Origin of the sequence: Stutzerimonas stutzeri (assembly GCF_002890895.1) — a bacterium.
In the GTDB taxonomy this organism is placed as follows: Bacteria; Pseudomonadota; Gammaproteobacteria; order Pseudomonadales; family Pseudomonadaceae; genus Stutzerimonas; species Stutzerimonas stutzeri_AB.
This window is the reverse complement of the sequence record NZ_POUL01000002.1, coordinates 39700-52349: the sequence shown is the minus strand read 5'-3', so window position 1 is coordinate 52349 and position 12650 is coordinate 39700. Positions and strand designations below refer to the sequence as shown.

The 12650-nt window shown below is 60.8% G+C and carries 8 protein-coding genes; 2 read left to right on the top strand and 6 right to left on the bottom strand.

Translation table 11 applies throughout. The annotated features are described in order from the left end of the window. Positions 1-420: 420 nt before the first annotated feature. Together CXK96_RS03255 and CXK96_RS03250 are read right to left on the bottom strand one after the other, a co-directional pair. Positions 421-1404: a M28 family peptidase gene (locus CXK96_RS03255; RefSeq protein WP_336442432.1), complete on the bottom strand. Its 984-nt coding sequence runs from the start codon at positions 1402-1404 to the stop codon at positions 421-423. A 146-nt stretch (positions 1405-1550) separates the two neighbouring features. Next, positions 1551-2477 carry a LysR family transcriptional regulator gene (locus CXK96_RS03250; RefSeq protein ID WP_102835076.1) on the bottom strand — a complete coding sequence of 309 codons (927 nt, stop codon included), beginning with the start codon at positions 2475-2477 and terminating at the stop codon, positions 1551-1553. 122 nt (positions 2478-2599) lie between these two features. Here CXK96_RS03250 and CXK96_RS03245 point away from each other — a divergent pair, with 122 nt between their 5' ends. After that, positions 2600-3004 (top strand): RidA family protein, encoded by a 405-nt coding sequence (locus CXK96_RS03245; RefSeq protein WP_102835075.1) that lies wholly within the window; start codon positions 2600-2602, stop codon positions 3002-3004. A gap of 57 nt (positions 3005-3061) precedes the next feature. Here CXK96_RS03245 and CXK96_RS03240 read toward each other — a convergent pair whose 3' ends face one another. The 4 genes from CXK96_RS03240 to CXK96_RS03225 all read right to left on the bottom strand — a co-directional run bounded on the left by CXK96_RS03240 (position 3062) and on the right by CXK96_RS03225 (position 9854). Further along, positions 3062-5944 carry a PAS domain-containing hybrid sensor histidine kinase/response regulator gene (locus CXK96_RS03240; RefSeq protein ID WP_102835487.1) on the bottom strand — a complete coding sequence of 961 codons (2883 nt, stop codon included), beginning with the start codon at positions 5942-5944 and terminating at the stop codon, positions 3062-3064. A gap of 483 nt (positions 5945-6427) precedes the next feature. Continuing rightward, on the bottom strand, positions 6428-8092 hold the full coding sequence (gene pgm, locus CXK96_RS03235; protein ID WP_102835074.1) for a phosphoglucomutase (alpha-D-glucose-1,6-bisphosphate-dependent): 1665 nt from the start codon (positions 8090-8092) through the stop codon (positions 6428-6430). A gap of 224 nt (positions 8093-8316) precedes the next feature. Next, positions 8317-8910 (bottom strand): LysE family translocator, encoded by a 594-nt coding sequence (locus CXK96_RS03230; RefSeq protein WP_102835073.1) that lies wholly within the window; start codon positions 8908-8910, stop codon positions 8317-8319. Positions 8911-9014: 104 nt separating this feature from the next. Next, on the bottom strand, positions 9015-9854 hold the full coding sequence (locus CXK96_RS03225; RefSeq protein WP_102835072.1) for an AraC family transcriptional regulator: 840 nt from the start codon (positions 9852-9854) through the stop codon (positions 9015-9017). 262 nt (positions 9855-10116) lie between these two features. Here CXK96_RS03225 and CXK96_RS03220 point away from each other — a divergent pair, with 262 nt between their 5' ends. After that, on the top strand, positions 10117-12639 hold the full coding sequence (locus tag CXK96_RS03220; RefSeq protein ID WP_256061637.1) for a bifunctional diguanylate cyclase/phosphodiesterase: 2523 nt from the start codon (positions 10117-10119) through the stop codon (positions 12637-12639). Positions 12640-12650: the final 11 nt, after the last annotated feature.

Here is a 12650-nt window from a genome sequence, read left to right as displayed (position 1 = left end):
GGGACGGGGCTTCATTGCAAGATTCCTTATTGTTCTGGCGCCATATTCGGCGGTCCGGTTCGCTGAAGGCTCCGAGCGAACAGGCAAGACCCAGACAACGGAGCGAAAGCCGTGCCAATAGGCGGAATGAGCTATAAAAGTCTCAGTCGCCCCTGAAATCGCCTCATTGCAGGGCTTTTAAAGGGCTTCATGACTCAACGATAGTCGACCCGATGTCTAAGAATCTGTACATGCGTACCCTGGCATACATAGCGCAACGCCAGTGTCCGATTGGCTGGACGCCATTGCGTTCAGCCCCCGAAGGCGTGAGGTGCTTGGTCTGGTAGAGCCTGAGACAAGCAGAGCACCCGTGTTTGCTGCTTCGCCTTGGCTCAGTTGCGCCTGTGACGGCGAAAATCCGGCCAGCCGCGGCCAGCCTGTTTACGCTGCATTCAGGAGGTACTCGATGAGCGTGCGCGCACAGGCGTGCATGCCGTCATCGGTAATCAACTCGTAGCCATGCGTATTCTCCGTCGGGATAGCCAGGCAACCGGCTTGAGGCGAAGAGCCCGAGCTGAGCACTGCGCTGGCATCGGAGGCAAAGCCGGGCATAAGCGCCGGTTGAGGGGTGTAGCCACAGCGGATGGCCGCGCCCAACAGGTCATCGGAGACGGACTTGGTGTACAGGCCCTTCTCGTCCCCGGTCAGGATGATCGGGTCCGCACACAACCGCGTGCCGTACTCTTGCGCGATGGGTCCCACTTCAATCGCGATGCACACCACGCCCGGCAGTGTTCGCGCCGCGTACTGCGCACCCGAGTTGGTTTCCTCTTCGTTGGTGGTCAGCACGAAATACAGGTCCTGTTCGAGCTCGCCCTTGCGCTCAGCCAGCGCCTCAGCTGCGCGCAGGACGGCAACCACCGGCGCGCGGTCATCGAGGAAGTGGCCGGCAATGGCGTCGTGTACGCGGAATGGTCGACGCCAATGTTGACTCAGAACGACCCGAGTGCCCGGTCTTACGCCCATTTGCGCCAGCTCGTCTCTGGTTCGCCGGGTGATGACGTGTACATCGCGCCACTGCACATTGCCGCTGAGGATATCCATCGACTGGGTCGATTCGGCTGTCCCGTGCATGGTGCCAAAAGACAGCACCCCCGGCAGATTTTGCGATTCGCCCATCACATCGACCGGACACATCCCGAAGTTCACCGGAAAGGCCCCTCCCAGCGCAACGACGTGAAGCCGCCCATCGTCGCCGATGCGTTTGACCACCATGGCGATTTCATCCTGATGTGCCATGACCCGAATCGCTCGTGACTGCGCCGTTTCTCGCGCCACGTTTGCAGCACGGATCACCCCGATCAGGTTGTTCGCTGCATCTACCCAGACCTCATCGCAGCTCGCTTCAAGTTCCGCGCGGCACACCGCCCGGACTTCCTCTTCCTGGCCGCCAGGCCCACGGCCAGCAACAGTGATTCAAGCAGTGAAAAATCCGCCTCGACCGACATGCACCCTCCTGTTCTGTCTACTCCTCGGTGTGACAGCAAGGCATCCGCAGGGTGCGGCAGTGGTTACGCGCGCTCCTGACGCGCAACCGGCGCTTGCTGAGCCATCAACTCAGCGATCCAGTCGATGAAGACCCGCACCTTCACGCTGACGTGCCGGTTCGGTGGGAAGGCGACATACAGCGGCATCGGCTCAAGGCGCCAGTCTTCAAACAATGGCGCCAAATCGCCATTTTCCAGATGAGCGTGGGACAGATAGTCAGGCAGCCATAACACACCCAATCCCGCCAGGCCGGCAGCCAGATAGGCGTTGCCGTCGTCCACAGAAAGCACATAACGACCCATGACGCTGACGCGTTCGCCGTCGCGATGTATGGCGTAGGGAAAGACCTTCCCGGTGCGCGCCCACAAAAAGCCCACGATGCGGTGATGCGTGTCCTCCAGCTCACGTGGATGGGACGGCGTTCCTGCTCGCTCGAGGTAACTGGGTGCGGCATAGACCCCCAGCTGGAGGTCGCCAATGTGCCGAGCCATGAGTGACAGGTCGGTGAGTTCACCCCCGCGCACCACGCAATCGACGTTCTCGTTGATCAGATCCACCATCCGGTCGCTGACACCCAGGTCCAGCTGAATTTCCGGATACCTCGCATGAAAGGTGGGAAGCGCTGGTATCAGGATGGAGCGCGCAAACGGGCTGGGCACGTCCACCCTGAGGCGACCACGCGGCGATGTCGACGCACTGGACAGGCTGGTTTCGGCATCATCCAGATCCGCTAATAACCGCACCACGCGCTCGTAATACGCGGCGCCATCGGCGGTGACATTGACTTTGCGTGTCGTTCGGTTGAGCAGCTTCACGCGCAGCCGCGCTTCGAGCTGTTGCACCAGTTGGGTCACGCTGGTTTTACTCAGGTGCAGTGTGTCGGCAGCTCTGGTGAAGCTGCCGGTTTCGACCACTCGAGCAAAGGCCTGCATCGCGACAAAGCGGTCCATGTCGGCTCCGGGCGCTGGGATTGTTTGGATTTTGAGAACAGTGCTGAACAAGCTGGCGAGTTTATCCCTGCAACGGGCAGCTCTACAGTCTCCATCAAGATCAACCGACGCAAGAGGCTCTTATGAACACACGTGACGTGGTTTTCCCTGCTGGGCGACAAGCACTTTATGAGCAGAACCGTTACTCGCCAGCCGTTCGATCCAATGGAATGCTGTTCGTATCGGGACAGGTCGGCAGCCGCGAGGACGGATCGCCGGAACCCGAACTCGAAGCTCAGGTAAGACTCGCCTTTGAGAACCTGAACGCGGTGCTCAAGGCTGCCAGTTGCACGTTTGACGATGTGGTTGACGTGACCGTCTTTATGGTCGACCCACAGGCCAATTTCGAGCGTGTCTGGAGCGTTGTGCCGGAATATTGGGGCAGCGCGCCGCACCCTACCGTGACGGCCATTGGCGTGACCTGGCTGTATGGGTTTCAGTTCGAAATCAAGGTGATCGCGAAGCTGCCCGAGTCATCTACCCACTGACGTCAGCCTTCAGACAGGCGCAAGCCGCCATCGTTAACGGTGCTCCTGCCCGACAGGCTACCGAGTCATCAGCCCCTGAACCCTGGTGGTAAGCGTGTCGATAGCGAACGGCTTCGTCAGCACCTGCATCCCTGGCCCAAGCGTTTGATACCCAAGGGCTGCGCTCTCTGCGTAACCGGTGATGAACAAAGTTTTCAGATCGGCACGGACTTCCCGGCCCGCATCGGCCATCTGCCGTCCATTCATGCCGCCGGGCAAGCCGACGTCGGTGATGAGCAGATCGATGTTGACGTCCGATTGCAGCACCTTGAGGCCGCCGATGCTGTCGGCCGCTTCAATCAGCGTATAGCCAAGTTCGCCCAGGACATCCATGAGAAACAAGCGCACGGTCGGTTCGTCATCGACAATCAGAATGGTTCCCCTGGCTTCGCCCAGGACACTATCAGTGCACGCCGGGGCAACTAGGGGCTCGGTCACATCACCTCTATAGCGCGGCAGGAACAGCGACACCCGGGTGCCGCGCCCGACCTCTGAATCAATACGAACCTGACCACCAGACTGATTGGCGAAGCCATAGATCATCGACAGTCCCAGGCCTGTACCCTGACCGATCGGCTTGGTCGTGAAAAAGGGTTCGAAGGCCTTGGTGATCACTGCAGGCGTCATACCCGTTCCGGTGTCGGTAACGCTCAATGACAGATATTGGCCTTCAGGAACATCGTAGGCGCGAGCCGATTCTCCCTCGAGCCATCTGTTGGCCGTCTCGATGGTGATCCGTCCGCCGTCCGGCATGGCATCGCGTGAATTCAGGCAGAGATTGAGGATGGCACTCTCAAGCTGGCTGGCATCGACGGACGCCGACCACAAGTCATCGGCACTGACAGTGTTGACCTGGATGCCCGGACCGACCGTGCGCTGAATCAACTCTGTCATGCCCTCCACCAGCAGATCTGCGTCGATCGGCCTTGGATCGAGCGTCTGCCGGCGCGAAAACGCCAGAAGACGGTGGGTCACACCGGCTGCGCGTTTTGCAGCGCCCTGGGCAGTAGCCAGGTATCGGTCGATATCGTCCAGACGGCCCTGGGACAAACGCAGGCTCATCAGCTCCAATGCACCAGATATACCAGCGAGCAGGTTGTTGAAGTCATGGGCGAGCCCGCCAGTGAGCTGTCCGACTGCCTCCATCTTCTGCGACTGGCGCAGCTTATCTTCGGCCTGCATCAGTGCTGCAGTCCGGTCGGCCACACGTTGTTCCAACGTGTCATTGAGCGATCTCAGTGCTGCGGTTGCACGGTCGCGCTCTGCCTCGATGGAGCGCTTGTGCTCGACATCAATCAGAACGCCTGGGAAATTTTGAGGGGTACCGTCCTGGGCATGATCGACACGTCCATTCGCCTCTATCCAGTAGTACCTGCCGTCAGCCCGCCGTACCCGGTATTGATGGGCGTAGGCACCGCCGCGGGAGATTGCTTCCGCAATCGCAGCCTTGAGTCCCTCCCGGTCCTCGGCGTGCACGGTGGCAATTACCTGCTCAAGGCTCAGACCTTCACGGCCTAAGGACGGGTCGAGGCCAAAGGTATGTGCAAAGCCCTCATCGACGGTGAAGCGGTCGTTCGGCAGATGCCAGTTCCAAGTGCCGATGATCGCGCCCGCCGCCAAGGCAAGCTGAACGCGCTGAACGTTTTCCCGAGCCAGCGATTCACTGACGCGTAGACGCTCTTCGGCAGCTCGCCTTTGTGTGACATCGCTAAAGAGAATCGCGATCTGGCGGTCGGCGGGGTCTCCTACCCGAACAGCCCGAACATCGAACCATCGCTCGAACGCCTCAGCATAATTCTCGAAACTGGCAGGCTCCCCGGTTTTGGCAACATGGCCATAGGTTTCAAACCAGAAATGCTCCAACTCCGGGGCGAATTCGGTAACCCATTTGCCTCTCAGGTCGACACCAGCCTGACGTTCGAAGGCGGGGTTGGCCTCCAGGAACATGTAGTCCACGGGCTGATCATCCGCGTCAAACTTGACCTGAACGATAGCAAACGCTGCTTCGATCGTCTCCAGAATGGTTCTGAATCGCTCTTCGCTCTGACGCAGCGCTATCTCTACGGCGCGCATGCGGGTCAGATCAAGCATCGCCCCAATCATGCGCACCGCCCGCCCTGCAGCGTTGCGAATCACCTGGCCGCGATCGATTACCTCGGCGTATGTGCCGTCCTGACGTAGAAAGCGGTACTCGTCTGTCCAAGTGATACCGCCTCCATCGATAACGGCGTAGATCGATGAATGAATCCGCGTGCGGTCGTCGGGATGGATGCGTCCGATCCACCACTCTGCCTGGTTGTCGACGTCCGCTAGCGAGTAGCCATACGCCTGTTCCAACGCGTCGTTCCAGAGCACTTGATTGCTGCTCAGATCCCAATCCCAGATGGCGTCATTGGTCGCTTCAGCAGCCAGACGATAGCGTTGTTGGGATTCTTCGATAGCGCGGCCCGCCAGTTGTTCGCTGGTGCGATCCTGGAGGACTTTCATGTATCCGATATGGCTTCGATCATCGGCATACAGCGGCGACATCGCCTCCGACATCCAGTACTGCTGACCATCCTTGTGCAGATGCCAGCGCTCGTTGGTCATGCGCCCCTGATGGAGGGCATCGTCCATTTCCTGCTTGGCCCGATGGGTGGCTCGATCGGTCGCCGTGAAGATACGTTCGATGCTCTGGCCAATCATTTCTTCCGCGCGCCACCCCATCACCCGCTCGGCCTCCGCATTCCAGTCGGTAACGATGCCGGCCGGGTCGGTCAGGATAATGGCCAACTCATTGAGGTTGTTGAACACCGCAAGTCGGCGTGCATCGCCACAGACACGCGCGCCCGTGCTGGACCCAGTTTCTCCGGCAGGTCTCTGCACGTGCACCGGTCCGCTCGCACTTGTCGCGTGGGGCATCATTACAGCAGCCGGCTGATGGAGATCGGGCCACGCCTGTTTTTTCGCGCCGGTTCCTGCCTGTTCGAGCAGCGTGCGCAGGCGCTTTATCTCTGCCTCAAGCGCCTCTCTGGTATGGTCTTTCAAGCAATACCTATCTCTTTGATGACGACGGCGGCCACTCTCCGCGACCTGCTGACCGGACGACCTGTGCGCATTATCCAGCCTTCATTCGACACAAGCACCTACCCCGGTTCTGGCGAAGTGAGCCCAAACGCACGTGCGGCGGCACGGCAAACCTTATTGCATCCACCGCCATCACACCGGACGCGTTCACACCTTCAGCTGGGAATCGTGCCCCTGGATAGGTGGATGTGCTTCAGGCCGCTTCGCTAGGAAACGGCCGCGCTGCCAGGAGCTGGAGTTTAAGTCGCACAAAGCAAATCGCCTGCTCGGATCAACCAACCTGTGCAGCGCGTTGCCGCCATGGCAGTGTAGAAAACTTCATCCTGCGAGCACCTTGTCGACCAGCGCCTTGGCCTCTTCCTGAATGCGCTTGAGGTGAGCGTCGCCCTCGAAACTCTCCGCATAGATTTTGTAGACATCCTCGGTACCGGACGGCCGCGCCGCAAACCAGCCGTTGTCGGTTACAACCTTGAGGCCGCCAATGGCGGCACCGTTGCCTGGAGCTTCGGTAAGAATCTGGGTAATTGGCTGACCCGCCAGTTCGCCCGCCGTGACCTGAGACGCAGAGAGCTTGCCGAGTTTGGCTTTCTGCTCGCGGTTCGCGGGGGCATCGATACGCTGATAGACCGGAGCGCCGAAACGCTCGGTCAGCGCCTGATAGCGCTCGCCCGGGTCCTTGCCAGTCACTGCGGTGATTTCCGCAGCCAGCAGGCCGAGGATCAGGCCATCCTTGTCCGTCGACCAGGCGCCGCCCTGCTTGCGCAGGAACGACGCGCCAGCGGATTCCTCACCGCCGAAGCCCAGGCTGCCGTCCATCAAACCGTCTACGAACCATTTGAAGCCCACCGGCACCTCGACGACCTTGCGGTCGATGCCCTTGGCAACGCGGTCGATCATCGAAGACGACACCAAGGTCTTACCGATGCCCGCCGCAGCGCCCCACTCGGGGCGATGCGTGAACAGGTATTCGATGGCAACGGCCAGGTAGTGATTGGGGTTCAACAGGCCCACCGAGCGCGCGACGATGCCGTGGCGGTCGTGGTCGGTGTCGCAGGCAAAGGAGACGTCGAAGCGGTCCTTGTTCTCGATCAGACCGGCCATGGCATGCGGTGAACTGCAGTCCATACGGATCTTGCCGTCCCAGTCCAGGCGCATGAAGCGGAAGGTGGGATCCACGCGGGTCGAGAGCACCTCAAGCGGCAGGCTGTAGCGCTCGGCAATGCGCGTCCAATAGTGCACGCCAGCCCCGCCCAGCGGATCGACGCCAAACTTCAGCCCGGAATTACGGATCGCTTCGAGATCGATCACCTGCTCCAGGCCGCTTACATAGCTGTCGATGAAATCGAAGCGCTGAGTAGTGGGCGCCTTGAGCGCCTGGGCGTAATCCATTCGCTGGACGCCCTTGAGCCCGGCGACCAGCAGCGCATTGGCACGCTCCTGGATCCACTTGGTCACGCCGGTATCGGCCGGGCCGCCGTTGGTGGGGTTGTATTTGAAGCCGCCGTCAGCGGGCGGATTGTGCGACGGCGTGATGACAATGCCGTCAGCCAGGCTGCTGCTGCGACCGGCGTTGTACTCGAGAATGGCGTTGGAAATAGCAGGCGTCGGCGTATAGCCCGGCTCGCCGTTGGTTTCGCTGCAGCCGGCGTCGATGCGCGTCTCGACGCCATTGGCGGCCAGCACTTCCAGCGCGGAGACGAATGCCGGCTCGGACAACGCATGGGTGTCCATGCCCACGAAGATCGGGCCATTTATGCCCTGCTCCCGGCGATAGTCACAGATCGCCTGTGTGGTCGCCAGGATGTGCCACTCGTTGAAGCTCGCCTTAAGCGAGGAGCCGCGATGCCCGGAGGTGCCGAAAGAAACCTGCTGCGCTGGATCGGACGGATCTGGTCGCTCGCTGTAGTAGCGCGAGATCAGGCGCGGAATGTTGGTCAATGAATGTTCTTCCGGGAGGCGTCCTGCGTTGAGGTCGATGCTCATCTATCGTTCCTTTGAAGGGTAAGTAGGTCGCCTCAGGCAACAGCGCCGCACGGGAGGCAATCGAAAACCAAGACCGGTGGTGGTCATTGTCTAGGCGCTTCGACCATCACTGAGTCGGCTTTGGTTCCCCAGTCCGCGATGAATATGCAAGCGCCCCGGCCGCGCATGATAGTTGCCTTTGCGAACCAGGCGTAGCGCGCTAAACGCCGCCGCGAGAAAGCGCCTTACATCAGCAGGCTGCCCCATGCCGAGACGAGCAACAGTAGCGCCATAACCCGATTGAAGCACCGCAGCGATGCCGGGGAGCGCAGCAGCCTGACCGCCCCTCGGCCGAGCGCGGCCCATCCAATCAGGCAAGGCACCGCTATGCCAAGAAAGATGAGCGCGTAGCCCGCGTATCCTGCCGGGCCTGCGTCAGCGCCCGCGAATACGCTGACTACCGCAAGCGCCATCATCCATGTCTTGGGATTTATCAGCTGCAAAGCCGCCCCGCCCCATGCCCCGATGCGTATGCCGGCCGAGTCTGTATCCAAGGGCTCATCGGCGCTGCGCCAGAGTTTCCAGGCCAGCAGCGTGATCCAGGCAACGCCCAACCAGGCCATCGCATGTTGCACAGCTGGCAGCCGCATCAATATTTCGCCCAACCCCAGGCCGACCAGCATGACGATCAGCGCGGCGCTTAGGCAGGCGCCCGTCAGCAGAGGGAGAGCGGCGCGCCAACCGAAACGGGCGCTGCTGCTGAGCACGAGCATGTTAGTAGGCCCAGGGGTGATCGAAGCGACAAAGGTGAAGAGTACAAACGGGAGAAGCTGGTTCATCGCAGCCCCCCGCTAACAGGACGGGGAGCGGTGCATGAATGGGGGGCGGTGGAAGGCATGGGCAGGTCTCCAGTTTCGGTCCTGCCACTTTGCGTCTGTTCGGCTCAGCGGTCTGGAAGGTTTGAGCAGCTTTTTCGATACGCCGCGGGGCTAAGGCCGTAGGTCCGGCGAAACCATCGGCCAAGGTGGCTCTGGTCGGCGAATCCCAGCTCCATGGCGACGTTAGCAGGTGCCAAACCCTGCCGCAGCAGCTTGCGAGCGGCGCTTAGCCGAAGCTGAACGAGATAGGCGTGGGGCGCCAGCCCAAAGGAAGCCTTGAACGCACGGGACAAGCGGAAGCGGTCGACCCCGGCTACCGCTGCAAGCTCGTCGAGCCCGAGGTCCTGGTCAAGATGAGCATGAAGGTAATCCCTGGTCCTGATCGCAACCGAAGGTAGCGGCGCGGAAGCCTCCAGACGCTTGCGCCAGTGCATCCGCCCCGACAACACATCCAGCAGACCGTCGAGTGCGGCATGCCGAACGATGCGCATCTCGTCGAGGTGAACGGCCTGAAATGCGTAGGCGATGTGCCTCACCAGGCCCGGCTCATCGGCAAGGGTTTCCTTGAAACTGGGCAGGCAATCGCTCGGTGCATCTTCGAACAGCCCGCGCAGCTGGGCCTCCAGCCAATGGGGCTGCAGGTAGAAGGTCGAGTAGGTGAAGCCGCCGGGAGTCGGCGCACGGCCATCGTGGATCTCGCCCGGCTCCAGCAGAAACGCCTGCCCTACGATGCTGCTGTGCAGGGCCCTACGGCAGTGGAACTGCTGAACGCCTTGCTCCGTAAAGCCGATGAGGTAGCTGTCATGCCAATGCGGATCGTAGGCATGGCCTTCGAAATGCGCGCGGATGGTCTCGATGCCTGTTTCGGCATCCAACTTCAGGTCGATCCAGCTGCTGTCGTTCATGTCGCCCCCGGCTTCTGGACACCGCGTATCCAACGGAGATTATCGACTCGCGGAGAAGCAGGCGAGCTAGAACGTTTGTGCAGCGATAGGAATCGTGCCTCGCGCCATCGGTCGGAATCTGCCGACCAGCACAGCGGCAAGACGGGCTTCAGCCGATACAGACCGTGCAAGCGTTCTCAGCGCAACTCACTCGAGCCCGGCCATATCGATGATACGTCCCATCGCAACTAGCATCCCCAACGAAGCAGCAGGCTACACCGCCATGACCCGCCGAGCCTCACTCGGTTTCATCTATGTGGTCGCTACGCTTTTCATCACCGTCGCCCTGGCGCTGGTCTATCTGTGCATGGAGCTGGACGAACAGCAGGTACAGCACAGCGAAACAGACGCGGCCAAGGCAATGGAGAGCCGGCGAGACAAGATCGGCACCGCGCTGGCCGACTACGCTTTCTGGAACGATGCCTACAAGCATATGAGCGGCGACGTGGATGTAGGCTGGGCGTTCGAAGGCGACAACATCGGCCAGTCGCTGTTTTCCACGTACGGCCTGGACGGCGTTTTCGTTCTGGGGCCCGACGCATCGACCCGCTATGCCATCGTCGATGGCGAGTTGAGCGACGTTGAAGCGCACGACTGGATAGCCGGCGACTTGCCGGCGCTGTTGGCCAGCGCCCGCAGCCGGTCTGCCGAAGACGGCTTCACGCAGGTCTACTTTTCAGTCACAGGAATGCCGGCCGTGGTGTCGGCCGCTGTGATACGGCCGGACAGCTCGTACGATGATTTCGCACAGCTGTCCTATCTCGTCTATGTCGACGTGCTGACCGGCCCGAAGCTGAAGGTGCTGGACGAAGCATTCGACCTGATCGGCCTCACCGCTACCGTTGGCACCGTTCCCGACGGCTCGAGACCGATGCTGACGCTGCAAGAAAGCCTCGGCATTGCAACCACACTGCAATGGCAGAGCGAAGCGCTGGGCAGGTCGGTGCTGGCGAAATTCCTGCCCATGCTGTTGCTGCTCGGAACACTGGTCGCCGCGCTTATGTTCTGGTTGCGCAGTCGTGTCATCCATGCAGCGGACATGATCGATACCTCTCAGCAAGCGTTACGGGTCAGCGAGCAGCGCTTCAAGAATATTTCGGAAGCATCCTCGGATTGGATCTGGGAAACCGATTCAGAACAACGGCTGACGTTTCTGTCCGAGCGTTTCACGCAGGTCACGGGTCTAGCCTGTCACGCCTGGATAGGGCGTCAGCTCACCGAGTTGCTGGCGTATGACAAACAGCTGATGGCTGCCACTGCCGAAGACGGAGTCGCTGCCGGTCGCAGACCAATTCCATGTGAAATGCGCGACGACCACCAGAGCCCACGCTATTGCCAGCTCTCTGCCCGCGCCGTGCGGGTTGCAGAACAGTTGCAGGGTTACCAGGGCACTGTCTGCGACATCACCGAGGAAATCGAAGCCAAGGCGCGCATCGAGCACATCAGCCAGCACGATGCCCTAACGGGGCTGGCCAATCGTCACCGTCTGAACAACTTTCTCAATACCCGCTTGAGCGAAGGCCTGAGTGGTGACCACCCCGTGTTTCTTCTCGCTCTGGATCTGGACCGCTTCAAGCCTGTCAACGACACCTTTGGTCACGCTGCGGGCGATGTGGTGCTTCGCGAAGTGGCCAAGGCGCTCACCGGCGGCACACGGGAGACAGACCTGGTAGCAAGGCTTGGCGGCGACGAGTTCATCGTTGTGGCCACCGACTGCCGCACCCAGGAGCAGGCAGAGCGGCTATGCCTGCGGCTGATCGAGCAGATCAACCAACCTATACGAATCGGAACCAACGACGTCAGCGTAGGCGCCAGCATCGGTATCGTTTCGGCGCCGTTCGACGGGCTGACCGCGGAGGACCTGCTGCGCTATGCCGACATCGCGCTGTACGAAGCCAAGTCCAGCGGCCGTAACCTGTTCCGGTTTTACGAGCCGGCGATGAACGAGCGAATCATGGAGCGTCGCCAACTCGAAATGGACATGCGACAGGCGTTGCGCCGCCATGAGTTCCGCCTCGATTTCCAGCCGCGCTACGATGCGTCTTCACAAACCATCGTCGGTGCCGAGGCCCTCGTGCGCTGGCAGCATCCGATCCGTGATCTGCTCAGCCCGGCCTGTTTCATCCCATTGGCCGAGGAAACCGGCCTGATCGTGGAGCTCAGCGACTGGGTGCTGCGTGAAGCCTGCCTTAACGCCCTGAGCTGGGGCGATGAGCTGATGGTTTCGGTGAACCTGTCTCCGGTTGAGTTTCAGCGCAGTGATCTAGTCGACCGTATCGCAACCGTTCTCAAGAGCACGGGCATTGCGCCGCAGCGTCTTGAGCTGGAGATCACCGAAAGCGTCATGCTCGAAGATGCCGCCTCGGCGCTGACGACCATGAACGCGCTCAAGGCGCTGGGAACTCGCCTGTCCATGGATGACTTTGGCACTGGCTATTCGTCCCTGAGCTACCTTCGCAGCTATCCGTTCGACGGCATCAAGATCGACCGCAGCTTCATCTCCGGACTTGACCAGTCACAAAGCAGCGAAGCAATCGTCCACGCCATTGTCAGCATGGGTCACGCCCTCTCGCTGACCGTAACCGCCGAAGGTATCGAGACAGTTGCACAGCTTGGAAAGCTGACCGAGCTTGCGTGTGACCAGGCGCAGGGCTTCTATCTCGGTCGCCCCATGTCACCGCTGCTGTTCCAGCAGGTCCTGGCGGATGCGCGGGTGGAGCATGTCGTCGAGGCCGGCGGGTGCTAAACGGCGATCAA

Excerpts from the sequence above, each read along its gene's own strand:
- CXK96_RS03250 (WP_102835076.1), bottom strand. The coding sequence starts at position 2,477 with ATGGACCGCTTTGTCGCGATGCAGGCCTTTGCTCGAGTGGTCGAAACC.
- CXK96_RS03245 (WP_102835075.1), top strand. The coding sequence starts at position 2,600 with ATGAACACACGTGACGTGGTTTTCCCTGCTGGGCGACAAGCACTTTAT.
- CXK96_RS03240 (WP_102835487.1), bottom strand. The coding sequence starts at position 5,944 with ATGCCCCACGCGACAAGTGCGAGCGGACCGGTGCACGTGCAGAGACCT.
- pgm (WP_102835074.1), bottom strand. The coding sequence starts at position 8,092 with ATGAGCATCGACCTCAACGCAGGACGCCTCCCGGAAGAACATTCATTG.
- CXK96_RS03230 (WP_102835073.1), bottom strand. The coding sequence starts at position 8,910 with ATGAACCAGCTTCTCCCGTTTGTACTCTTCACCTTTGTCGCTTCGATC.
- CXK96_RS03225 (WP_102835072.1), bottom strand. The coding sequence starts at position 9,854 with ATGAACGACAGCAGCTGGATCGACCTGAAGTTGGATGCCGAAACAGGC.
- CXK96_RS03220 (WP_256061637.1), top strand. The coding sequence starts at position 10,117 with ATGACCCGCCGAGCCTCACTCGGTTTCATCTATGTGGTCGCTACGCTT.